Raw genomic sequence first — 23,541 nt, 5'->3', positions numbered from 1 at the left:
ACCGCTGCCAGCCCTTCACATGGACCAAAACCGCCGACGACATCCTCGAACACGCCACCCCCAAACGTCCAAGGACTTCATTCACACGACACTAGCGCGTTCGAGCGGTTTCTGGCGCGAGAGCTGAAATTCATTCCCTGTCTGAGTGACACTTGCCAACAACTGCGCGAGTTGCCCGGCAACTACAGGTGTTTTGCTGTCACAGCGATCCATCGGATGCTTCGTCAACTGTCCATACCTCCCTCGCTCGATTGTGCGCTACGCAGCGACGCAGCAACAGTCTGACCGTGGCCTCGCAAGGCCACCACGCGGAACTGAGCCAGCCAGTCGGAAGCCGTAAGGGCCAACGGAACACCCCAGCCAACCCCGGGCGCCGGTCCCACAGCATGTTCACCCGTGGCAACGCCAGCATCCTCGGCTCCGCAAGCTCCATCAGCGGACGTGGCACCGCGAAATGCCGCAGCCAGCGCGGCCTCGACACCGTTGACAGAAGCAGCGCTGTCATCACTGCGATCGCAGCGTCTCTCCTGCACCCGTACCCCGGGGGTAGCGCGGTGTGCCGACGACGAACCGTTACCCGGAGCGGAGATGACCATCTGTACTAGGGTGTCGATTATGTGCACCGCCTTTCACGGCGGCGCACCTCGCCCGCCTGCTGTGTATGAAGTGCCTGGTCAGCCTCTGCGCTGGGCTGAGTCTCCACAGAAGACGATGACTGCCCGGTTGTCTGCTGTTCTCGCGTCAGGATGTTCCGGTCAGGAATTCCAAAGAAGCGGTGCGTGGTGACCGCGGGCAGCATGATGCAGCGCTGGTAGTGCGTACTGGCTGGTGTCTCGTACGTCTGCAGTCCTTGGTGCTCCTCAGCGGCTCCGGTTCGGGCAGCAGAAACCTCGTTGATCAATCGCGCTGCCAACACGTACCAGAGGGGTTCGGTGAGCTGGTCGTGGGGTGTGAGGGCATGGCTCACGTGTGGCTCCGTGAAGTGGTCGAGAGCGTCAAAGGAGATGAAGACTTGCCAGGTCGTGATACTTGCTTCGCTTCGCCGTGGGACGTGCTGGATTGGATGGCGGCCGAGGAACTCCTGGAGGGTGCGGTGGGTGAAGCTGAGCGCAGATGATGGAGTGTGCGACGTGAGGATGCGAGCAGGGGCTGTGAGGCTGTCGTGCCAATGCCGCCAGAGTGCGGACACCACACCTGTTTCAGAAGGCCCTTCCACGATCAGGTAGTCGATCAGTCTGGTCCAGCCATCGGTTCGGACCAGAACGTTGGCAGGCCTCAGGTCCCCGTGTACGAGCGGAGGACTACTGGTCTGTGCGACAGTCTCTGCCTGTGCCGCCGCACGTAGTGCTTCGGCTTCACGGTGCGCCGCGGTTCGGATCTCGTCCGCCTCACGCTGCGCGCTGGTCAGGATCTGATCGGCTTCGAGCCGGGCACGACCGAGAATCCTTTCCGCCTGACGCTGCGCCCGGACAGCATCGCTATCGGCCGACTGGTGTGCCGCGAGCTGCGCGGCGTGGATCTCCTGACGAGCGGCAGCAGTCAACCACGACGACAGCAGATCGCCGACAGTCACAGGCGCGGCCGTGATAGTCGCAGCACTGATCAGGTCGGCGGCTCCGGTCGAGATGTCAGCGCACTCTTGGGCGGCGTTGTCTCCGGGCTCGGAAAAGTCCACGGTCAGGCTGTCCAGGTCGTGCTGCGCCCCGACGACCTGGTGCCCAGCAGCAGTACGCAGCCACCGCGCAGCCTGATCGTGCGCCCCGCGCTCAAGGTACTCCCGGCCCAGCGCGTAGGCCTGGTGACCGAATTCCGTACGCTCAGCCTGCTCGCGGAGTTGCCGGGTCTCCTGCTCGTCCATGCCGCGCAGCCGGTTCATCACCGCAGCGAAACCGTCGGGCACCCCGGCGCCGTGCGCCGAAGTGCCTTCGTCCTGCTCCTGGTGCTGGTGGTGGCTCACTTCCGCACCTCCTGCGGGGTCACCGTGACGGGGATGTCGTATGCGGTCAGGCCGGGGGACAGACGCAGCTTCTTCAAAGCGGTCTTCAGGATCTTCTTCATGTTGTCGACACCCGTGCCCATCAGTTCCGCGCAGACCGCCACGGACATGTCATCGAGGTGGTGAAGTTGCAGGGCCCGCCGCTCCCGGTCGCTCAAGCCGGTCAGCGCCTGCCGCAGGTCGATCCTCAAGTCGGCGGCAGCGTAGGCGTCGCATCGGGCCGCGAGTACCGCGACGAGTCCTTTGGTATCACCGCCCTCGACGGGCAACTTCCGGCCGCGACGCCTCAGGAAGTCGGCGGCGCGGCGCTGGGCGATCGTATAGAGGGTTGCTGTTGGTGTGGGGTGCTCAGGATGGGCAGGCCACCAAATGAAGAATTGCGTCAGCGTCTGGTCCCGCAGTTCCGCCGCGTCGGCGCGGCCGACGCGGCGGATGAAGAAGCGGAGTAACCTGTCGCCCTCTTCCTGATACACCTCCAGAGACATCGCTTCGGTGACCTCGGCCCCGGGAGGGACGGCGTCCCTCCCGGGGCTGTCAGTGCCGGGAGCGCAGTGATCGTCGCTCACTGGCACCGCCTGGCGGATCCGGTCCGGCCCTGCGTACCGGTAGCCCGTCGCCGTCCGGATTGGCGTACGAGCGCGGGCCCTGAACCGAACTCGTAAGCGGACTCCACCGACCAACCGCCGTTCCGCCCTTGACTGTGCACTCTCACCCCGTGGCCGGTGGCGGCCACCGCGGCAACCGTGTACTCCAGCGTCAGCCGCTGCTCGCGGGCGAGTCGCACCCGGGCCCACCCGCGTACGCCCAAGGCCAGCAGCCCCACCACGCCGGCCGCCACCTCCTCGGGTCCAGCAGATTCCAGCACCCGTCTTCACCGCCCCGATCCTCGTCCCGGTCAGCTTCCACCCCCTCCATCGGTTCGGGGGACGGAACGGGTACCGCATCATCCAAGATCTTTTTCGGAGACGCGAAAGGTACTGGATCCTGCTGCCCGCGCCCGGGGACCGGCGTCGGTGGATGCCCCGGCGGAGTGGCAGCGGCGGTGGACGGGACCACGCTGCTCGGCGGTTCGGCGATGCGTTTGGCGGTTCGCTCGCTGCGATGCCTCAGCTCCCGCCGGCGTCGCGGGTGTTCGTGATCCCTGCCATCATGCCGTGGTCGGAGGTCGTCGGCGCCCGCATCCAGGCCGGGTGAACGGGCAGCCGCCTGCTGTGCGTAGTCGCTCCCGCCCGGACGGGGGGCCGGGCGGGAGCGGTGTGCGGTCCCCCTGGATACCTCAGCACGGGGGAGGGCACGGCCTTCCAGACGGGAAGGTCCGACGCCGTGGCGCCTGGTCTTCCATTGGCGGGTGCCCGCGCTGCAATTGCAAGGAGAACCGGGAAAATCATCCCCAAAAGTATTCAACAGGGCATCATTCGCGGCTGCTTGCGGGTCGGGCGGTACCTTGCCCCGCTTCCGGACGGGGAGCTCATTGTTCCGTAATCCCATGATCACGTGGCGTGATCGTCGGTTCGCGTTCCATGCTGGCGTCCCGGCTCCCGCCGCGGCGCTTCAGCACCGCCGCACGGGATGCCTTCCAGACGCCCACACTTGGGGAAGGCTCCGATGTCCAGTAAGCAGGTGTTGACCGTCATCGTGCTGGTGGCGGTCTTCTCGTGGAGCGCGGTGATGGCCGCGCTCGGGCAGTTGGCGGCGGTCGCCACGCTGGTGCCCTCGCTCGGGCTGCTCGTGCAGCAGGTCGTCCAGGCGCTCGCCGGCGCAGGTGAGTCCGGGCAGGCACCCGCGGGGGCCGCCCGGCCGGCCCCCGGCGCGGACCAGGAGCACGCCAGGTGAGCCCGGTCTGCCCATCCGAGGGCCAGCCCGAGGGGGAGCCGCCCAGCAGGCGGGGCCGCAAGCCCGAGCCGATCTCGCCGCACGCGGGAGCCTGCCACCGGGCCTGGCTGGAGGCGGTACGCAGCCGGCTGTTCGCCAGCGGCCTGACCCTCGACGAGCTGGTGGAGCGCTCGGGCTACTCCAAGACCCGGATCTCCGAGCTGCTGCGGGGCAACGGCCCCTACCCGCGCTGGGAACTGACCTACAGCGTCATCCACGTCCTGGGCATACCGGCCTCCCCGATGCGGCGGCTGTGGAAGGCCGCAGCGCACGACGCCCGCAAGAAGCAGGCCTGGATCGACCGCTGCATAGCAACGGTCGCGGTCTCGCTCGGCCCGGACGTCCCGCCACTGGACCACCAGGGCTTCACCGAGACCAACCGCGCCGCGTACACCGACTTCGCGAAGGTCTTCCTCCTCAACGGCGAACGCGCCAGCTGGGTCGTGGCCGAGACCTTCGACATCCTGTGGCTGTGCTGGGACGACGCCCTGGCCAGCGCCGACGTCCAACGGTTCGCCTGGAAAGTGCTGCGCGGGCGCATCATGGCCCGCATCCCGCAGTGCGAAGGCGGCTACCCCGAACTGCGCGCCGCCGCGTTCGCCACCGTCGCCCAGGACCAAGCCGCCGACCCCGCCGCCCGCTTCGCCCAGATCGAGGAGTCCTTCCTACTGTTCGAGGCCATCAGCCGGCTCCCCGACAACCAGCTCGACGTGACGGTCCTGCGCTACCTCTGCGGACTGGACGACACCACCGCAGCCGACGTCATGGGCGTCCCCCTCGCCACCGTGCGCTCCGACGACCGCCACGCCCAGCGCACCCTGCACAACACCCTCATCCGCCGCCACCCCCGGGAGTGCGCCCCGTGACCTCGATCAACCAACTCTTGTCCCGAGCACTGCTGCTGAAAGAATCCGACGTCCCCGCCGACGTCGTCCCCTACGACGACGCCTACGCCACCACCGGCTGGGACGACGGCACGCTGTGGCCGGACGTCCCCCGCGACTCCATCGGTGACACCGCGGCGGTGGACCTGCAGACCCTGTGCGAGACCGTCGTCATGCAGGGCGCCGCCACCGCACTGGGCGACTTCGTCACCCAGCAGCTGCCCGCACCCGACGGCGCCCGCGTCCTGGGCTGCGTCCTGCAGCTCACCGACGCCGACGACGGCGCCCGCTTCTGGTGGCAGTACGCCGCCGGCGCCGGAGACGACGCCGCCTCCTACTGCCTCTACCTCCACCACCTCGCCCTCGGCGAGGCCGACGCCGCCGCCTGGTGGCGCAAGCAGACCCGCATCGACACCCAGCCGGCCCCCGAAACCGTGGCCCTGCCCTACGACGAAGACGACGGCCAGGACCTGGCTCTCGACTCCAGCACCCCCACCGTCCTGCGGGTTCTGAGCAACCTGCTGGGCAGGACCAGCAGGCAAAGAACCGAACTCGTCGACGCCGTCATGGACTACGTCCCCGGCGCCGTCGCCGCCGGCTACATCGGCAACCCCGACACCGAAATCCCCCTGCCAGGACCGGACTTCGCCGACCACATCGCCGTCATCCTGGCCGCCGCATCCTCCTTCGAGGACACCCGCTCCGCGCACGATCAGCAGGGCCCCTCCCCGCGGCCGCTGCGCCGCCGCCAGCCTTCCGCAGCCGGAGCGGACGACCATGCCCGCGGGACCTGCCAGCCCGGGCAGGCAGTACGCGGCGGCCACCGGTGATCTTTCGGGGCCGACCTCAACCCCAGCGGTACTGCGGCGAGGAAGCCTTGGCAGGCGCCGGGCGGGAGAAATACGGGAGGGCACAGGTGGGTTGCCGTTCGGTTGAGAGACGGGCCCGCGTCCGGGGGGAGCTGAGCCCCGGGACGACGGCCTTGCTGGAGAGCCTCTAGTAGTGCTTGGTCAGGTTGTTTGTGGCGGTGCGTGTCCTTCGGGTGGTGTGTCGCGTTGAGGGTGTGTGACTCCGGAGGAAATCGTTGCGGTGCGTGTGGAGTTGGAGGCGTTCGCGGCGGAGGTGTTCGAGGCGTTCGCGCGTAAGGATCAGCGCTGGTGGGGCGGGGTTTACCTGCGGGGGCTCTTGACGGACGGGAAGCGGAAGTCGGTGGAGCCGATGGCCGCCCGGCTCGGTGCGGACGGCAACCGGCAGGCGCTGGCCAACTTCATCACCACCAGCCCGTGGGATCCGGCGCATATCCGGGCCCGGCTGGCCTGGCGGATGGAAGGAGCGATCCGCCCGAAGGCACTGGTCGTCGACGACACCGGGTTCCTCAAGGACGGGACCGCGTCGGCGTGTGTGTCGCGGCAGTACACCGGGACCGCGGGCAAGGTCACCAACTGCCAGGTCGGCGTTTCCCTGCACCTTGCCTCCGACCACGCCTCGGCCGCGGTGGACTGGCGGCTGTTCCTGCCCCAGACCTGGGATCCGGCCTCACCGAAGGCCGATCCGGACAAGACAGCCCGCCGGAAGCGGTGCGGCATCCCTGACGATGTCGGGCACGTGGAGAAGTGGCAACTGGCCCTGGACATGGTCGACGAGACCCGCTCGTGGGGCATCGAGGTGCCGCTGGCCATCACCGATGCCGGATACGGCGACGCCGCCGCGTTCCGCCTCGGCCTGAACCAGCGCGGCCTGAACTACGTAGTGGGAATCTCCACCACGATGTCGGCCCAGCCCGGCGACGCGGTGCCGGTGGCCGAGCCGTACTCCGGGACCGGACGCCCACCCGTGCCGAAGTACCCCGACCCCGCACGATCGGTGAAGCAACTGGTCATCGCCGCCGGCCGGAGCGCAGCACGGCCGGTCCAGTGGCGGGAGGGCTCCCGGCCCGGCACCGGCCGCTCGGGACACAAGCGCATGTACTCCCGCTTCGTGGCCCTGCGGATCCGGCCCGCCGGACGCGAGGTCCGCGACGCGACCGACGGCGTGGAACTTGCCGAGTGCTGGCTGCTGGCCGAATGGCCCGCCACCGAACCCGAACCGGTCCAGTTCTGGCTGTCCGACCTACCCCCCGACACACCCCTGACCACCCTGGTCCGGCTGGCCAAACTCCGCTGGCGCATCGAGCACGACTACCGGGAGATGAAGCAGGCGCTGGGCCTGGCCCACTTCGAAGGCCGCACCTGGAACGGCTGGCACCACCACGTCACCCTCGTCTCCGTAGCCCATGCCTTCTGCACCCTGCGCAGACTGGCCACCGCCCCAAAAGACACGGCGCCGGCCTGAGCCTCTACCAAGTCATCCGCGAGTTGCAGTCACTCCTCGCCACCTGGGCCGGCGCCTGCCCCACCTGCCACCGCAACATACCCACCCCCATACACACCTGACCAAGCACTACTAGTCTCCTGGTGTGCATCCCCTCGCGCGTGTCGCGCCCGCAGCCGCCGCCGTGTTGCTCCTTGCAAGCTGCACCCCACACTCGACGGCATCCAGTCCGCGGTCAGAACATCCGGCGCCTCCGGCCGGCAGACCGTCAACTGGTGTACATGCAGCGCCCAAGGCCGGGGCTATCCCGGTCGGTCGGGGCCCGCAGAGCCATTACATCGTGCAGCAGCAACCACCGGCGGGATCGTGCCGTTACCGGTACGACCACGCGGAGCCACTGCAGGACCAGGCGTGCACCCCGGGTGCGGTCAGCCCGGCTGTGACGCAGGCGAACCTGGCCTCCACCATCTGCCGCAAGGGCGGCTACACCACAGGCATTCGGCCGCCGGCGTCCGTGACCGGCAAGGAGAAGATAGCCAACGCCACGTCCTACGGGTACACGGGCTCGATGAAGGTGGCCGAGTTCGACCACCTGCTATCCGAGGTCGCGGCGACAACGCGGCGGGTTTGAGCTGATGGCAGCGTGGGCGGCATGCCGTTGACGGGGAGCCGATAGGCGGCTGACCAAGCAGCAGCACAGCTGGGGTTGGGCCGGCAGTAACCGGCCAGTCGGAATTCAGCGAGGCCTGGATTCGGCTGATGGCGCGCAGGATTTCGTCATCTCGCTACGGCAAGGTCGGAGTCAACGCGCTGCGCCCTTGGACCCGGGCCTGAGGCTGTCGCCCGCGGCCGGCCGGGTTGCCAGCCGGTGGGTCAGCAGGCCGGCCATGGCGCGCACGCCGTGGCCGATGGCCCGTTCGTCGGCGGCGAAGTCGGGGGTGTGTGGCGCGCCGTTCATCCCTGTCTCGGCGTCCGCGACGCCGAGGTAGAACTGCGCGCCTGGTGCTTCGTTGAGGAACAGTGCGAAGTCCTCGCAGTTGAAGGGCCAGGATGCCTTGGCCCATGCGACGGACTCCGGCCCCAGCGCCATGGTCAGGTACTGGCCGGCTGCCGTGCTGAGCTCTGCCGAGTTCACCATGGCGGGGAATGGATCGCCTGGGAACTCGACGTGTCCGCCTGCGGCTGCCGCGAGCTGCTGGATCTGGGCGCGCAGCTCCGGATGCCGCTCGTGTGGCCAGACCCGCAGCAGTCCGTTGGGGATGTTCTGTGCGTCGGGCGTCTGCTCGGTCCACTGGGTGATGCACACGAATTCCCGGACCGACGCGGCGGTCTCGGGTTCCAGTAGCGCGTGGAAGCGCGCGTTGTAGTCGGCGATGCTCTTCGGGAACGCGACGGTGCCGAGTTGCGCCACCTCGGCCGCGAGGGCGGCGGCGGCCGCGTCGTTGCCGCCCGGCAGCACTATGCGGAAATGGTCGAGCCCTGGCAGGCCGTATCCCGGAGACACCCCGATGGTGCCAAAGGGGAACGGACCGCAGTGCAGCGAATAGAACTCGCGCGGCGCGAGCCTTTGCACCAGGCCGGTCTCCTGCATCGCGCGCGCGCCCTGCAGGTTCTCCTCGGACGGCTGGAAGACGAACACCAGCCGGCCGCGTACTGGCTCAGCGCCCTGAGCCAGCGCCCGGGCGACGCCGACGCCGATCGCGGTGTGCAGGTCGTGCCCGCACAGGTGCGCGACGCCGGGGACGCGCGAGGCGAAGCCCTCGTCGAAAACCCTGCTCGACCGCGGGAAAGGCAGCACGTTCGTCTGCGCGTCGACGGCGTCCATGTCCGCCCGGTACGCCACCGTCGGGCCGTCCGCGGAACCGTCGAGCACCGCGAGGACTCCGTGCCCGCCGACGCCGGTCGTCACCTCGAGCCCGGCCGCGCGCAGTTGCTCCGCGACCAGCCCGGCCGTCTCCCGCTCCTCGCCGGCGAGTTCGGGGCGGCGGTGGATCTCCCGGCGGAGCTCGATCAGTTCTTCGTCAAGATTCGTCACAGGTAAATCTTGTGCACACCCTTCGGTTCTGCACACCACCAAATCAGCCTGCGTGCTTGGCGCGCTGGGGGCCCGGCCGCGGGTGGACACACGTGCAGCTCGACCTTGTAGATGCGCACGTTCTGCAGGGTGATCTCGCAGGAGCCGTACGCTGCAGCTTCCTGGTCAGTGCGGGCCGTGGCGCGCATCAATCGTCATCGGCGTCACCGTCGCGAGCGAACAACACCGGATAGTGCCCTCACGGCGGGCGTTGAACCAGTACCTTGCCATCCGTCACTGGCGTCAGCGGCACCCATTTGCAACCCCGGATGTCACCTGATCAGCCTTCAGTTGGGGGGAGATCCCAACGATCCCCGTAACTTGTGGGTGGAGCCGCCGGACCCCGGGCACAAGGTCGACGGTGGCATCAACAACCGCAAGGATCCCGTCGAGACGAAGCTGCACACCGCCGTCTGCTCCGGGAAGATCACCCTGACCGCGGCCCAGCAGGCCATCGTCACCGACTGGTCCACGGCGCTGGCCAGGCTCGGCATCGGATAGACAACCTTGGCCGAGCAGCCCAGGGGGTCTGCTTCACGGTGCGAGGGTGCGGGATCATTCCGGTCGGTTCGGCGCCGACGGACGGGTTTTGCACGCTGGCCGTGTGGGGTGTGGCGAAGGCCCGCGGCGGTGGCCGCGGGCCTGTCGTGGCCTGACGGGTGTGTCAGTGGTGGCGCCGTTGGGTGGGCACGGCGGGGCGGGGTGTGTGGAAGAGCGCGTAGAGCCCGGCGCCGAAGGCGAAGGCGAACAGGCCGCCGGCCGTGGCGGCAAGGACTGCGGCGGTGGCTCCGGCGGTAGCCAGTAGCGAGCCGGCCGTGGCCATGGCCAAGATCGCGATGAGTCCCGCGGCGAGCAGCAGGATGCTGCGGGCGGTGGGGGAGTCGGCGGACGTCATCAGCCGCACCTCCGCCTTCAGCCGGCGTGCGTCGAGGATGACGAAGGCGGTCTCGTCCTGGTGGACCAGGACGCCGCGGCCTTCGTCAGGCTGTTCGCCGGCGGCGTCCAGGTCGGTGATGCGGGTGGTCGAGTTGTTCGTTTGCGTCATGAGGGGCAGCCGTCCATCGATACCGGTCCGGAAGAGCCACAGCCCTGGTGCACGATCCCGGCCTTGAGGCCGCGGATACCATGCGTGATCTTGAGTTGGCTCTAAGCGACAACTTACCAGCCGGGTATGCGTTTTAACCAGACGTCTGCTTGACATATGAAGCGTATCTGGGGTCGCATGTGGGGTCCTTTGATGCCTGAAGGGCGGGTGTTGCACCTGAGGTCAGATGACACGCAAGCGGACGTTCTCCCTCCGGGCTTCCTGTGCCGTAAGGCGAAGCCGCAGACGCGCCGACGCCGATGCGCAGCGGCCCTTTCCTGCCGGATCTCTGACGCCCGGACGTTGCCTGGCGGGCGGCACCCCGTCAGCCCTGCGGCCGGGCGCCCGTGGTCCACGGGGGTTTGAGGCTGCGTCATCCGTGCCGGATGAGACGCCGGTTCGTGGCAGCGATTCGCGGCGACCAGTACGCTGATGCGCGAAGACTGCGAATCAAGCAGCAATCATACGGTTTTCCGCTTGACGATGGCGGGTATGAAGGGTGTACTGGGTTCACTGCAAAAAGCGATGCGGGGTCGTGGGACCGCGTGGGATTCCCCACCGGTCGTGGGATCCCGTGGGGAGTACCGGGGGGCTGCGGGCGGCGGAGTGGGCCGATCTGCAGCAGGCAACCCGATGTGGGGGAGAGGCATGCCGCGGGGTGTGGGTGCCGTGTCCGGGTTGTCAGGGGGGAACCGCCACATGCAGCCATGTGGCCCGTCTCCGTGCGCGGTTGGGCCGCGTGCGGTGCGACGAGATTGAGGGAAGCGTAGAAGATGACTGCCAGTACAGCATCCACCCGGCGTGAAACAACCACCGCAGAACGCGTGACGGTCAACCTCAGCGCCCGTTCGTCCGCGGCCCTGGAGACAGCCTCCGGACTGTCGGGCGACACCAAGACCGACACCATCAACCGTGCCATCCAGGTCTACGCCTACCTCGAGGAGATGGCCAGCCGCGGCGGGGAACTCTACGTGCAGGAACCCGGGGAGGCCTCGCCGGTACGGCTGCGCTTCTTCTGATCCCGACGGCAGTCCTGGCTCGTCAGGCCGCCTCGGCTGCACCCCAACGGGGTGCAGCCGAGGCGGCTTCGGCTTGCCATCGACGTGCGTGACCAACGTGCTAGACAAGGAGCGCCCGCAGGCATCCGCGACACCCTGTGCGGACCGTGGCGGCGAAGCGGACTCAGCCGTAGCAGCGGGCTAGCTGTATTACCGCTGTCGTGGGGGTGTCGTCGGCTTGGACGCTGCACTCAGCACTGCCAGGTCTCCCGCTTGTGGCGGCGGGCAACCGACGCAGTGTGGCACTCGGGGTGACGACATGCGAGGAACCAGCCGGCGGCCCCAGGTAGGTGTCCGCAGCTCGGCCGTGGAAGGATCTGCTGGGCCTTGGCCAGGGATATTCTTCGGTGATGTCGAAGCAGTCGGTGGCGGTGGGCGTCAGCCTCGCGAGGGTGATGGCGCACTGCGGCGAAAGCCCGGTCGATGCCCTGAAGTTCGTGGCGGGGGCGATTGCCTCCGCGCCGCAGGCCCCGGAACCCTACGCGACCCTTGCCGAGTTGTGGCGTGACCGGCGCTCAGAGGTGGAGACGAGCCTGGCCGGGGACGGGTCGTTGAGCGCTGTGCTGGCGCAGGCGTACTTCCTGTTCCTCGACGGGGACATCGACGACGCCGTGATGGCCCTGGGCTCGGTCACCGGGGCACGGCCCGACGTCGCGTGGGGCACCGCACCCTGGTTCGGCGACGAGCGCGTTCTCGGGGCGGTGAGTGCCCAGGCGCTGGCGGAGGCCTGCCTGCGGACACTGGACTATGGCCACAACCTGGACACCGACCCGATGCGTGAGCGGTTCGCCCCTTGGTTTCATGCCATCGACGTGGTGTCCCGACAGAAACCGGTGCCGGAGTCGTTGGCTGCCATGGCCCGGTTGCCCCGGGCCTGCGGCCACTACGAGCTGGCCTTCGCCGTATGCGACCGCGCCGACGCCATCGGCCCGGACATGTGGACCGCGGTCGCACGAGCGAACACCTGGAGAGCCCTTGGTGACCTGGAGCAGGCCGCGGTGGCCTTCGAAAGCGCGCTCGATCTGGACCCGGCCAACTGGTCCCTGTACCTGGACCTTGCTGACGTGCGGGCCGCGCAGGGCGACTTCGCCGCGGCGGCGGCCCTCGCCGAACAGGGACTCCATTGCGAGCCGCACGAAGTCTCCCTGCGCGCGGCCGACGCCGCCTATCGCACGCGCCTGTCCGGCTCGTCCGACGACCTGCAGCGCCTGATCGCACTGGCACCGCAGCTCGCGAACGCCGTCTATCGGGACCTGCTGATCGGCTACGCCTGCGCGGGTCCGGGGCTGCCATCGGGACTCGTTGCCGAGGCCCGGGGCCTCGCCAGTACCTGAACTCACCGCGCCCGCACGGCCGGCGTACCGCTCTCCTGAGGGAACGCGGGGCACCGACGAAATGGGTTGGGTTGGGGGGGGTGACGAATTGGCGGCGTGGCTTGAGCGCCTGGGGTCAGCGTTTGATGCGGCCGCCGGACGGCGAGGAGTGCCCAGGCCGAGGAGGACGGGTTCGGTCAGGCGAGAGGCCATTTCGGTCTAGGTGCCGGTAGTGGTGAGGTCCTGACCGACCGGAGGAGCGGAAGATCACGGAGTTGACGACGACGCGCAGGCTCATCTCGAAGCGTGCGCTGGGGCGTGGATCAAGGTCCTCGACCAGGTCGGCTTCACGCAGATCACGGTCGACGTGCTGCCCGCCACCGTGACAGGGCCGCACGCCGCTGGCACTGTCCTGCACCCGCCCCGTGTGAAGCCACCGGTCCCGCCAGGGCTTGGGGAGCCTGCTTCGAGCAGCCCTCGTGGTGTTGAACTGCCGGGGCGGCCTTGGAAGGCCGGCTGTCCTCTCGTCGGCTGTAGACCGGGCACGTGCGGTGCGACACGGTGGCCGGGAGCAACAAAGCGGCCCGGTTCCCAGTGTTCCTGGGAACCGGGCCGCCTTGCCGTGCGGTCCTGCCGAGCTAGCTGAAGTAGAAGGTGATGTGGATGTGGATGTGGCGGAGCAGGTCCAGTACCCCCGTACCCAGTACGAGCCCGCCTGCCGCGTACAGGAGCGATTTCCAGTCGAAGCCGTCGCCGGGCGCCGGGACTGAGGCGCCCTTCGCCGACGTTGCTGGGGACTCCTGCCGCCCGGGCTGGCGCTCCTCGCCTGTGGGCCGTGTTTCTCCCATAATGGAGTTGTCCTTGCTGTTCACACGCTGCGGGGACCTGGGGCTGCCCGTCCGGGTGGAATCGAGGCGGGCGGCCCCCAGTTGCCCGAGGGCAACGACCAGTGCGCGAGCCCCAACTGATGGGGTCTCATGCGATGATTCTAAGGTCTAGGGCTCCGCGTGGCGAACAATCATCGCCAGATCATGTCTCATGCGTGGCACATAGGTGGCTGACCAGGCCACTTATCCCTTTGAATCGAAGGTTATTGTCGGTTCGAGGTGTGGCGTTGCAATCCGTCGGCGGCGGATCGGTGCCGTAACCGTGGGTGTGGTGCACGTCACTAGCCAATTTTTGGGTCTTCCCGGCTGTTGCCACCCCAGCTCGCCACAGACCAGCTGACGGGCCGGAAGGGGGCCGGAATGAGCATGGTGGAAGGTGTCCTGCTGGCCGATCTCCCGGAGCATCAGATCCCGGCTCCCGCCGCGCAGTCGAGAGCTACACCGGCGTCATGGGGTCGACGGCCCGGCAGGTCGCATCAGCCACATTTGGGAAGCCCAGTTCGGACTCCGGCTGGGGTCAGCGCTTACACGGCCTCATCGCGACGGCGCATGGAAGGACGCCCGGCTGGCTGAGTGCCTGACTACCGCTGCTTTCAGATCTGTTGAGCGGTCACTGTATGAGGACCGCGGTCGCGGGGGTGGTCTCGTCGCCGAGCAGGCTGCGTACATACGCGGCTTCCGGTGAGCCGAGCGCGGTGAACACGGCGAGGGCATCCTGCCAGCAGGCGTGGGCGCGTACCGGCTGGCCCATGCCGTCGAGGGCGCGGCCGAGGAGCGTCAGCGCGTTGGCGGTGCGCCATTCGCCGCCGACCTCGCGGACGATCACCAGCGCTTGCTCCACATGGGCGGCGGCCTGCCGCCAGGCGCCCGCCGCGAGATGGACCTGGGCGAGCCGGAAGAGGGTCATGCCCTCCCAGAACTGCTGGCGGGCGTCGCGGAAGATCCCGAGGGCTTCGGTGAGACAGGTGAGGGCGTCGTCGAGTCGGTTGTTGGCGGTGAGGGTGATGCCCATGGCGTAGAGGCCGTTGCCTAGCCGGTAGCCGGCGCCGATTTCGCGGTAGCTGGCCACCACGCGCTCGGTGGCGGCGGTGGCGCCCTCCATGTCGCCTAGTTCGAGCTGTGCGCGGGAGAGGTTGCTGAGGGCGGCTGCCTCGCCGTACGTGTTGCCGTCGGCGCGGAACGCCTCCAGGGCGGTGGTGTGGTAATCGACGGCCTCGGTGAAGCGGTGGCAGTCGAGGGCGATGGTGCCGCGGAGGTTGGGCGCGTAGCTGGAGGTGACCGGGTCGTCGGCGGTCAGGCTGAGGGCCAGGGCGCGCTTGGCCTCCTCCTCGGCCTCTTCGAACCGGCCAAACAGCCAGTGCAGTTGGCCCAGCCAGGTGCGGCCGCGGCCCTCCACCAGGGTGTCGCCGCTGTCGTGCGCGGTGGTGATCAGCGCGCGGGTGGCTTGCTCGTACTGGCGGGCGAGGACGCCGGACTCCATCAGGCTCTGTGCGCACAGCAACAGGTCGACCGCGCGCCGCGTCGGTCCCTGGTAGCCGGCCTTGGCGGTCTGGGTGACGATGGCGAGCAGGTTCTGGGCTTCGGAGAAGAGCCATTCGGTGGCTTCTTCGCGGGTGCCGAAGGTGAGGCCGGGGTGGACGGTCGGGGCGAGGTGGTCGAGGACGCGGTCGCCGGGGTTCTCCAGTTCGTAGGCGCGCGCGGCGGAGGAGAGGTAGAAGTCCAGCAGCCGGGAGAGGGCGGCGCAGCGGGCCTCGGGTGTCTCGTCGCGTTCGGCGCACTCGCGGGCGTAGAGGCGCAGCAGGTCGTGGAAGCGGTAGCGGGCCGGGGCGGCGGACTCGATGAGGCTGATGTCGACCAGTGCCTCCAGCAGCTCCTCGGTCGCGTACGGGTCGAGGTCGAGGGCGGCGGCCGCGGCGTGCAGGGAGATGTCGGGGCCCTCGGGCAGTGACAGCAGCCGGAACGCGCGGGCCTGGGCGGGGGAGAGGTGTTCGTAGCCGAGGGCGAAGGTGGCCTTCACCGCGAGGTCGCCGGCTCGCAGTTCGTCCAGGCGGCGATGCTGGTCGGCGAGTCTGCCCGCGAGTACGGTGACGGTCCAGGTGCGGCGGGCGGCCAAGCGGGCTGCGGCGATGCGGATGGCCAGTGGCAGGAAGCCGCAGGCGGCCACCACGTCGAGGGCGGCCTGCCGCTCGCTGGCGACGCGCTCCTCGCCGACGATGCGAGTGAAGAGCTGGAGTGCCTCCTCGGGCGACATCACGTCGAGGTCGACCAGATGCGCGCCGGCCAGGTCGACCATCCGCACCCGGCTGGTGACCAGCGCGGCGCAGCCCGGTGTGCCGGGCAGCAACTGGCGGATCTGGGTGGCATCGTGGGCGTTGTCGAGCAGGATCAGGACGCGGCGGCCATCGAGGGTGGAGCGGTACAGTGCGGCCCGGTCGGCCAGCGAGTCGGGGATGGCGTTGTCGGGGACGCCCAGGGCGCGCAGGAACGAGCCGAGCACCGCCTCGGGCTCGGCCGGGCGCGGCTCGGTGCCCTGCAGGTCGACATACAACTGCCCGTCGGGGAACGCCTCGCGTGCGGCGTGCGCGACATGGACGGCCAGGGTGGTCTTGCCGACACCGCCGATGCCCGCCACCGCCGAGAGGGCCATCACCCCTCCATCGGCTGCTGCACTCAGTTGGTTCGCAAGTTCGCCGACGAACGTGGTCCGCCCGGTGAAGTCCGGCACGGTTACGGGCAGTTGTGCGGGCCGCACGATCTCGGGCGGTCCGGCGACGGTTGAGATGGGGGACGAAAGTGCCGGGTCGGCCTCGAGCATGCGCTGGTGCAGTTCCTGGAGTTCGGCCGACGGGTCGATGCCCAGCTCGTCGATGAGCAGGCGGCGGGTGTCGGCGTAGACGCCGAGGGCCTCTGCCTGGCGCCCGCTGCGGTAGAGGGCGAGCATGAGCAGGGCGCGCAGCCGCTCGCGCAGCGGGTGCTCAGCGGACAGCGCGTCCAGTTCCGAGACGGCCTCGGTGTGCGCCCCAAGTTCGAGGTCGAGTTCGAGCCTCGCTTCGATCAGGCCGAGGTGCCACTCAGCGAGCCTGCTGCGCTGGGTCTCCGCGTGCGGTCCCGGCACTCCGGCCAGCGGTTCGCCGTGCCACAACCCCAGCGCGGTGGCCAGCAATTCGCGTGCCTGGGCCGGGTCGGCGGCGCGCTGCCTGTCGGCCTCGGCGGCCAGCCGCTCGACGACGGAGTAGTCCAGGGCGTCGGGGTCCACGTTCAGCGAGTAACCGCCGGAGTCGGTGACCAGGACCTCGGGGCCGAGCGCTTTGCGCAGCCGGAAGGCGTACGAACGCAGCGCGGCCAGCGCCGTGTTGGGCGGCAACTCACCCCACATCGCGTCCACCAACTCGGAGGCTGTCGCGGCCTGGCCCTCGCGCAGCAGGAGCGCGGCGAGCAGAGCCCGTTGCTGCGGCGCGCCGGTGGCGAGCGGCTCGTCGTCTCGCCAGGCGCGTACCGGGCCGAGGACCGCGAACCGCAGCCCGTTACCGGACAGCCCGCCTTGGCGGGAGCCTTCCAGCGGCTCTGCAGCAAGTTCTGCCTGGCGCCTTTGAATGTCGGACCGCTCCTGGCCGAGGGCTGCCTGCGCCCTGCCGACGCCTTCGGTCGACGGCAGGCCGGTCAACGGCTCTCCACGCCACAACTTCAACGCGGCAGCGAAAGCGGCCTCGGCACGGCTGCGGCTGCCATCGGCCCGGGCTGCGACACCCTGCATCCGGTAGGCGCGCAGACGATCGATGTCCACGACGCCCGCCGCCACCTGCAGTTCGTAGCGCACTTGGGCGGGGTCGGCGTGGCGATGGGTGACGAGCACCGGGCCGCCGCGTCCGTCGTCGAGGCCGGCCAGCGTCCGCCGAAGATGGTGGAGCTGTACCTGAATGGTGTTCAGAGCGGTGGAGGGCGGGGCTGATCCCCATAGCCCGGCAGAGAGTTCGGCTACGGAAAGTGAACGCCCTGGAGCGGCGAGAAGCAGCGCCAGAAGAGCTCGCCGCTGCGGGGAACCGAGCGGCACGCTCTCGCCGTCCTGCCGTGCTTCCACGTCCCCCAGGACGTTCAGCTCGAGGCTCACCCGTCCCCCTGACCGTTCGATCCACTGCTTAATGACACTACCAGCGGCACTAAGCCGCTGTTAAGTCACGTGCGGTAGTCAAGTGAGCCGAGGTGGTGCGCCCGAAGCCCTACCCCAGGCAACGATCGGGTTGGCTGGGGCAACTGTGCTCAGACCAGGGGGTTATGGCCCGGAATGAGGCGGCTGCCGAGGGAGGAAAAGGTGCTCTGGCCTGGTCATGTACCCAAGGCGCCCCGTTTATCGGTTGATTATCGGCGCCTGCCAGGATTCCAGCACTGCGATTTCTGGGCGTCTGGTCCGTATGTCGCTGTGCCCGTGCGGCCCGGGGGTGGTATCCCGGGCGGCCGGGCGTATTTTCATGCCAACTCTGGCTCTGGCGTGGTGACTTCCGCTAGCGTTCTGCCAACACCCGTACTCGGCTGTGAGCGAGCCGGGCGCCCTTACCAAGCGCCTGCAACGGATCTCCCACCGGCGCGCACGGGACTTCGGACCAGACGCCGTCGCAAGGAGCATCGCTCGCCATGGAAGTTTCGGCTGCCTCCACCACCCCCACGGCCTCCGTCATCGTGACGCTGGCCTTCTTCCTTCTCGTGGCCTATCTCGTCAGCGTTTTACGGACCACTCATCGACCCGCCGCGGTGATCACCGCGATCGCAGTCCTTGTCGGGGCCCTTCCGGCGATTCTCTACGCCTTGCACTACACCGTCAGCGCCTAGCGAAGCGGTGGGGGTGAACCGTGCCGGCGCACGTGCGGCCGGCTTCGGCGGGTCCGGGGAGTCGGTGCACTGGCAGCATTCTGCGGGGGCTGCGCAGACCGGACAGTCCAGGACCCAGACCTGCGCGGGTTCGTCCTCCTCGTCCCCGCCGAGGCGGGCGCCTGCCTGCGGCGTGTGCTGAACAGGACGGGTCACACCGGGAACGGCGGCGGTGTAAGCGGTGGCGTTGGCGCACTGAAGGCACAGGTCCGCCAATCGCCAGGAGCGAGAGGCCTCCTCGCAGGTCACCGCGAGAACGATCAGCCCCGAGCAGCCGCGATGTCGGCGGTGCCAGGCGCAGCCGCGGTGGCCGCACTGGCAGCTGCGCAGGTGTGCGGGTGTCAGATCGCGGCGTGCGTGTGCGGCCAGATGCCGCAGCGCGTGCTCGCGCAGTGCGCGTGAGGGCGGCCGGCCGGGGTCCAGCGGGCCGCAGGTGCGGCAGACCGCCCCCGCGTTCCCTGAGCTGGTTCGGATGTCGACGGTCCAGATGCGCTGCGGGTATGTGGTGAGCCGGGCGGGGCTCATCGGGCGTTGTCCTCCGTGGTGTCGTACCCGGCCGGGCCGCCGTGGGGCTGCTCCGGCGCCGTGGCGGAAGCCCCGGCGGGCGGACACGGTAGTGCAGAACTCTGCCCTTTCGTGGATCCCCCTTCTGCGCACAAGTAGGGCAGAGGTCTGCACTGACAGTGCAGGGGTCTGCACCGTCGGATGGTGGGGTGACGATCTTCCCGCCCGATCCGGACCTCAACGCGCTGCGCCTGGAGTTGGCGCGCCTGCGGTCCGAGCGGGGCTGGACCTACGACGAACTCGCCGCCCGCACGGGCCTGTCCCGCCGCACCCTGATCGAGATCGAGCAGGGCCGCACCATCGGCACGCTGAAGACCTGGCACGCCCTGGCACACGCCCTGGGCGCACCGTTCGACGAACTCTTCAGCACCCTGTGCGCCGACCACGAACCGCCTGCGCCGCCCGCCTCCTGAACCGCTCCGCCCAAGGGCGTACAGCTTGTTGCCGGGGAGGTGGTACCACCCGATCCGGTACGGAGACGGGAACGCATCTTCGACGCATGGAACGTGTGTCTGCCAAATGCGGCCGGCTGGGGGACAGGCACGGGTCCGGTCCGGGCCGTTCGGCGTGTCGGCTGACATCTTCGCCGCCATGCACCCCGCGAACGATCCCCGCCGCCGGTGGGACGGCAGTGCCACCCGCTCCCACCACTCACGCGCACTACGGGTAGCCGCCACCAGCCCGACCAGGCTCCTACGCACCGCCCAGCCCAACGCCTGCCGCCATTGCGGCAACCGCATCGAGTGGTACCCGCGCCCCGAACACCAGCGCCCCGTCGCCCTGCACCCTCATGAACTGGCCGCTGCCGCGGTCCCGGCCCGATGCCGCTGGCACGTCAGTGCGGGCATCGCCCACCGGGCAGGCGACGGCAGCGCCTGGTGTCGTATCCCGCATCACCTACTGTGCCCGGCCCGGGAAGCCGACCCCCCCGCGCCCGGCCTGGCCGAACCGCGCCGCCAACTGGCCCTGCGCACCCGCCGCCTGATCGATACCGGAGCCTTCACCCCACCAGCCGTCCACGCACCGCAACCGTCACACGCCGACCACCGCCCGGCCCGCCCGGTCGTGCAGATCCTCGGTATCCGCTACCTCGCCCATCACCCGCTCGAGGACATCCGCTGCGTCTGCCAGACCCGCCGCCGCACCCGCTGCCCCCACCCCGTGCTCGCCCCCGTCCAGCCCACAGGCACCTGGGCCCTCCAACCCGCCGCGGCAACCACCTGCCGCGGCCAACTGGCCCTGCCCGACACGGTGATCGCCGTTTACGACCTCACCGCCCTCCCGTACAGCGAGCAGCTGCGCTGGCGCGCCCAACGCTGCCCCGCCCACGCTGCCACCAGCGGCGCCGCCGACCTCGCCGTGGCCGACTGGGAGCCCTTCGACCCCCTCGCCCACCACGAACACATCCACTCCCGCCTGCCCGACCACATCCGCCCGCCGCGGCCTGCCGGCCCCTGCACGCACCCCTGACCACCCTCAAGCTCCACCCACTCCATGGAGGCCGCAGTGCCCACCCCCACCGACGAGCAGGAAGCCGCCGCCACCGCCTTCCACGCCGGCGACCACCTCGCGATCCAGGCAGGCGCCGGCACCGGCAAGACCACCACCCTTGCCCTGCTCGCCCACGCCACCACCCGCCGCGGCCGCTACCTCGCCTACAACCGCGCCATCGCCACCGACGCCTCCGCCCGCTTCCCGCCCACCGTCACCTGCACCACCGCCCACTCCCTCGCCTACCGGGCCCTCGGCCACCGCTACCGCCACCGGCTCAACGCCCCCCGCCGCCCCGCCTGGAGAAGCGGCCAGGACCTCGGCATCACCCGGCCCGTCCGGATCGGACCGCACGACATCACCCCCCGCGTGCTGTCCCACACCGTGCTGCGCACCGTGAGCCGCTTCTGCCACTCCGCCGACAGGGAAGTCACCCGCGGCCACGTTCCGGCGCTGCGCGGCCTGGACGACGGCGACCTGCACCGGGAACTGGCCGCACTCGTTCTGCCCCACGCCCGGAAAGCATGGGACGACCTGCGTGACATCGACGGCACTACGGTCCGCTTCGACCACGACCACTACCTGAAACTGTGGGCGCTGACCGGCCCACGCATCGACTGCGACTTCCTGCTCCTGGACGAAGCCCAGGACACCAACCCCGTCGTCGAACAGGTCTTCCTCGACCAGCGCGACCACGCCCAACTCGTCATGGTCGGCGACTCCGCCCAAGCCATCTACGGCTGGCGCGGTGCGCGTGACGTGATGACCGGTTTCGACGGCACCGCACTGTCGCTGTCCCGCTCGTTCCGCTTCGGCCCCGCCCTCGCCGAAGAAGCCAACCGCTGGCTAACGGTCGCAGGCGCCCCCATCCGCCTGACCGGCACAGACACCATCCCCACCGGCCTCGGGCCCTGCCCGGCACCCGACGCAGTACTCTGCCGCACCAACGTCGGAGCCATGACCGAAGTCCTGCACCTCCTCGAAGCCGGCCACCGCACCGCCATGGTCGGCGGGGGAGGAGCACTGCGCGCCCTGGCCCTGGCGGCCGGCGAACTGAAGGACGGCCGCCGCACCGCGCATCCCGAACTCGTTTTGTTCCCCACCTGGGGCGCGGTCCAGGACTACGCCGCCCACGACCCCGCAGGCGGCGACCTGCAGCCCCTGGTCGACCTCATCGACAAACACGGAGCCCAGGCAATCCTGGACGCGGTCGACCGCCTGCACGACGAAACACAAGCCCAGGTGACCGTCTCCACCGCCCACAAAGCGAAAGGACGTGAGTGGCCGCGCGTCCAGATCGCCGCCGACTTCCACCCACCCAAAGACACCGACGAACTCGGTCCCGACGGCAGTCCCATCCCTGGCCCTGTTGACGGTGCCGAGGCCCGCCTGGCCTATGTCGCCGTCACCCGCGCCCGCCACCACCTGGACCGCAGCGGCCTTGCCTGGATCGACCGCTACCCAGGCGCAGTCCCGGAAACGTAGGTGGGCTGGCAGAGGCCTTCACAAGGCGGCGCTGACGGCGAGGATACTGAGGATGCCAGCGCCTCGGGGGCGCCGGCAGGAGGACCACGGCCGCACTACCCGAGCACCGGTCCGCCTGGATGAGACACCACGCTCCTGGGGGTTGAATCTTGCGATCGGCTCGATCGCTCGTGTGGTGAATAGGGGTGGAAGGGCGGGCTTCGGTGCAGTGCAAGGTGAAACGCATCGGACCGCAGCCCCGGCGGGGCTGCGGTCCGTGCGCGGAGCGGCTCAGCGTACTTCGTAGGCCTTTGCGTACATGCTGTGCTTCGGTCCCTTCAGGTACAGGCGCATGTAGTACGCCGTTCCCCTCGAGACGGTGGCGTCGAGCCGGTACTGGTGACCGTCGTGGCACCACTGGTAGGCGCTGCGGTTCATGACGTGGTGGTCCCGTGTGCGGACGATCTCGGCCTTGATCCTGGCTCCGTCGTGCCCCCAGCAGCCGAAATTGGTCGCCAGCCAGCGGCTGTGGTGCTGGACGAAGTCCGGCGTCGCCCAGTAGCGCGTCGGAGTGTGGGTACCACTCCAGAGCGGGATGTAGCTCACGCTCTGGGCGGCCGGGCTGACGCTGCTTTCCTGGGCAATGGCCGGGGCTGCGGCCACGCCGCCACTCAGCGCTGCTGCCAGCGCGGTCACGGCGAAGGCTTTTCGCACCTTCATGACAGTGAATCCTCCCCTATCGATTGCGGAGCGGGTGAACCGCTCCTCTTGTTGTGCTGACAGTGCGGCACGGGACTGCTCCAAGTGGAGCGGTGGTGGTGTGTGCCGCCTCTCCGAGTCTGGGAAAAGAGGCGCGGGGCGTCACGCGCATACGGCGCAGGGTTGTTGACGATGCGTGCGATGTAGCTGTCGGAGAGCCTCGGTCGACCGTCCCGGATCGAGAGAGGCAGGCGGACACGCTGCCAAGCTCGCAGTTCCAGCGTTCGAGCCAGGCAGCAAGCTGCCGGAGTTCTTCTTCAAGCAGCCGAGCAACAGTCCTGGCGGGCTGAAGGCGAGGAAGCGCTCGATCTTGCGCCCGTAGCGGCGGTGTAGGCGACGGCATCCGGCGAGCCAGGCCATCGTGCGCTCTGAGGTCCAGCGGTGCCAGCTCAGGCCGGCGGAGGCCTTGACGTCCTCGCGGGCGATGCGGTGCCTGACGCCAGATGCCCGGCAGGTTGTCCACTTGGCACGCCCGCCTTGGCCGCAACTAGATACCACGCAAACCGGCTTCATTGACGCGGTGCCGTAGCGGCACGTAAGGAGGTCAGTGGTACGCGCTGGGTGGGTCCAGTTTCTTTTGCGATGGAGTCCGGATCTGAATCGGGAGTGCGACAGTTCCCCTTACTGGGGAGATGAGGCTTGCATAAGGTCCCCTTCATCTCAGCAGGAACACACTATTTGCCCACACACCACCAACTCGCGTCCCAAGCTGATCTTCGCAACCAATGACCGTGGGGTGATCAACCATGCCGAGCCCCGTACGCTGCCCGATCACGCCTGCCATCGCTCTTCGGGCCCGAGGACTGCCGCAGCCCTCCTCAAGCCTCAGAGCGTGGTGGTGAACCGGTCTGTAGCTCGATGACCAGCAGCTTTCAGGTGGTCGCGGTGTGGGGGTGGTCGATTGCGGGCAGCCAGCGGTGGG

18 protein-coding genes and 2 pseudogenes are annotated in these 23,541 nt (G+C 69.1%); 12 read left to right on the top strand and 8 right to left on the bottom strand.

All coding sequences use genetic code 11. From position 1 onward, the window contains the following. Window positions 1-613 precede the first annotated feature (613 nt). Both AB0M29_RS42445 and AB0M29_RS42440 read right to left on the bottom strand, forming a co-directional pair. The gene (locus AB0M29_RS42445; protein ID WP_365392486.1) at window positions 614-1,957 is read right to left on the bottom strand and encodes a hypothetical protein; all 1,344 of its coding nucleotides are present in this window, start codon (window positions 1,955-1,957) and stop codon (window positions 614-616) included. Then, window positions 1,954-2,562: a sigma-70 family RNA polymerase sigma factor gene (locus AB0M29_RS42440; RefSeq protein ID WP_365392484.1), complete on the bottom strand. Its 609-nt coding sequence runs from the start codon at window positions 2,560-2,562 to the stop codon at window positions 1,954-1,956. Before AB0M29_RS42440 ends, AB0M29_RS42445 begins: the two co-directional genes overlap by 4 nt. Before the next feature lie 1,039 nt (window positions 2,563-3,601). On the opposite strand from AB0M29_RS42440, the gene AB0M29_RS42435 reads away from it, so the two are divergent. From AB0M29_RS42435 to AB0M29_RS42415, 5 genes are all read left to right on the top strand, one after another. Next, window positions 3,602-3,829 carry a hypothetical protein gene (locus AB0M29_RS42435; RefSeq protein ID WP_365392482.1) on the top strand — a complete coding sequence of 76 codons (228 nt, stop codon included), beginning with the start codon at window positions 3,602-3,604 and terminating at the stop codon, window positions 3,827-3,829. Continuing rightward, a complete protein-coding gene (locus tag AB0M29_RS42430) occupies window positions 3,826-4,734 on the top strand; it encodes an XRE family transcriptional regulator (RefSeq protein ID WP_365392480.1) in 909 nt (302 codons plus the stop codon). Before AB0M29_RS42435 ends, AB0M29_RS42430 begins: the two co-directional genes overlap by 4 nt. Then, window positions 4,731-5,582, top strand: coding sequence for a hypothetical protein (locus AB0M29_RS42425; protein WP_365392479.1), 852 nt, complete (start codon window positions 4,731-4,733; stop codon window positions 5,580-5,582). The genes AB0M29_RS42430 and AB0M29_RS42425 overlap by 4 nt, the downstream gene beginning before the upstream one ends. 235 nt (window positions 5,583-5,817) lie before the next feature. After that, window positions 5,818-7,083: an IS701 family transposase gene (locus AB0M29_RS42420; RefSeq protein WP_365392477.1), complete on the top strand. Its 1,266-nt coding sequence runs from the start codon at window positions 5,818-5,820 to the stop codon at window positions 7,081-7,083. 418 nt (window positions 7,084-7,501) lie between these two features. Further along, window positions 7,502-7,693, top strand: a complete 192-nt coding sequence (locus AB0M29_RS42415) for a hypothetical protein (RefSeq protein ID WP_365392475.1) — start codon at window positions 7,502-7,504, stop codon at window positions 7,691-7,693. A 171-nt stretch (window positions 7,694-7,864) separates the two neighbouring features. Here AB0M29_RS42415 and AB0M29_RS42410 read toward each other — a convergent pair whose 3' ends face one another. Then, window positions 7,865-9,097 carry a M20/M25/M40 family metallo-hydrolase gene (locus AB0M29_RS42410; protein WP_365392473.1) on the bottom strand — a complete coding sequence of 411 codons (1,233 nt, stop codon included), beginning with the start codon at window positions 9,095-9,097 and terminating at the stop codon, window positions 7,865-7,867. Window positions 9,098-9,409: 312 nt separating this feature from the next. Between AB0M29_RS42410 and AB0M29_RS42405 the strand changes: the two are divergent. Further along, window positions 9,410-9,637 (top strand): annotated as a pseudogene (locus tag AB0M29_RS42405) (hypothetical protein); the annotation flags it as partial. 163 nt (window positions 9,638-9,800) lie between these two features. Here AB0M29_RS42405 and AB0M29_RS42400 read toward each other — a convergent pair. Continuing rightward, complete coding sequence (locus AB0M29_RS42400; protein WP_365392471.1) at window positions 9,801-10,181, bottom strand: hypothetical protein; 381 nt, start codon at window positions 10,179-10,181, stop codon at window positions 9,801-9,803. 812 nt (window positions 10,182-10,993) lie between these two features. Between AB0M29_RS42400 and AB0M29_RS42395 the strand changes: the two genes are divergently transcribed. Then, entirely contained in the window at window positions 10,994-11,239 is a 246-nt protein-coding gene (locus AB0M29_RS42395) for a hypothetical protein (protein WP_365392470.1), read from the top strand. A gap of 389 nt (window positions 11,240-11,628) precedes the next feature. Next, the gene (locus AB0M29_RS42390; RefSeq protein WP_365392468.1) at window positions 11,629-12,612 is read left to right on the top strand and encodes a tetratricopeptide repeat protein; all 984 of its coding nucleotides are present in this window, start codon (window positions 11,629-11,631) and stop codon (window positions 12,610-12,612) included. A gap of 617 nt (window positions 12,613-13,229) precedes the next feature. Here the strand turns inward: AB0M29_RS42390 and AB0M29_RS42385 are convergent. Then, window positions 13,230-13,439, bottom strand: coding sequence for a hypothetical protein (locus tag AB0M29_RS42385; RefSeq protein ID WP_365392466.1), 210 nt, complete (start codon window positions 13,437-13,439; stop codon window positions 13,230-13,232). Between the two features lie 649 nt (window positions 13,440-14,088). After that, entirely contained in the window at window positions 14,089-17,586 is a 3,498-nt protein-coding gene (locus AB0M29_RS42380) for a BTAD domain-containing putative transcriptional regulator (RefSeq protein WP_365392465.1), read from the bottom strand. 521 nt (window positions 17,587-18,107) lie between these two features. On the opposite strand from AB0M29_RS42380, the gene AB0M29_RS42375 reads away from it, so the two are divergent. The 4 genes from AB0M29_RS42375 to AB0M29_RS42360 all read left to right on the top strand — a co-directional run bounded on the left by AB0M29_RS42375 (window position 18,108) and on the right by AB0M29_RS42360 (window position 21,881). Further along, window positions 18,108-18,302, top strand: a complete 195-nt coding sequence (locus AB0M29_RS42375) for a hypothetical protein (protein WP_365392463.1) — start codon at window positions 18,108-18,110, stop codon at window positions 18,300-18,302. A gap of 752 nt (window positions 18,303-19,054) precedes the next feature. Continuing rightward, window positions 19,055-19,318, top strand: coding sequence for a helix-turn-helix transcriptional regulator (locus AB0M29_RS42370; protein ID WP_033177360.1), 264 nt, complete (start codon window positions 19,055-19,057; stop codon window positions 19,316-19,318). A 178-nt stretch (window positions 19,319-19,496) separates the two neighbouring features. Beyond that, a complete protein-coding gene (locus AB0M29_RS42365) occupies window positions 19,497-20,375 on the top strand; it encodes a DUF6083 domain-containing protein (RefSeq protein WP_365392461.1) in 879 nt (292 codons plus the stop codon). 36 nt (window positions 20,376-20,411) lie between these two features. Then, window positions 20,412-21,881 carry a UvrD-helicase domain-containing protein gene (locus AB0M29_RS42360; RefSeq protein ID WP_365392459.1) on the top strand — a complete coding sequence of 490 codons (1,470 nt, stop codon included), beginning with the start codon at window positions 20,412-20,414 and terminating at the stop codon, window positions 21,879-21,881. 270 nt (window positions 21,882-22,151) lie between these two features. Here AB0M29_RS42360 and AB0M29_RS42355 read toward each other — a convergent pair whose 3' ends face one another. Then, window positions 22,152-22,580, bottom strand: coding sequence for a hypothetical protein (locus AB0M29_RS42355; protein WP_365392457.1), 429 nt, complete (start codon window positions 22,578-22,580; stop codon window positions 22,152-22,154). 324 nt (window positions 22,581-22,904) lie between these two features. After that, window positions 22,905-23,060 (bottom strand): annotated as a pseudogene (locus tag AB0M29_RS42350) (IS5/IS1182 family transposase); the annotation flags it as partial. Between the last annotated feature and the right edge of the window lie 481 nt (window positions 23,061-23,541).

The sequence above is a fragment of the Streptomyces sp. NPDC051976 genome (assembly GCF_040680795.1).
Taxonomy (GTDB): Bacteria; Actinomycetota; Actinomycetes; order Streptomycetales; family Streptomycetaceae; genus Actinacidiphila.
Note: the sequence above shows the minus strand (reverse complement) of the source record. Positions and strands in the feature narration are given on the sequence as shown.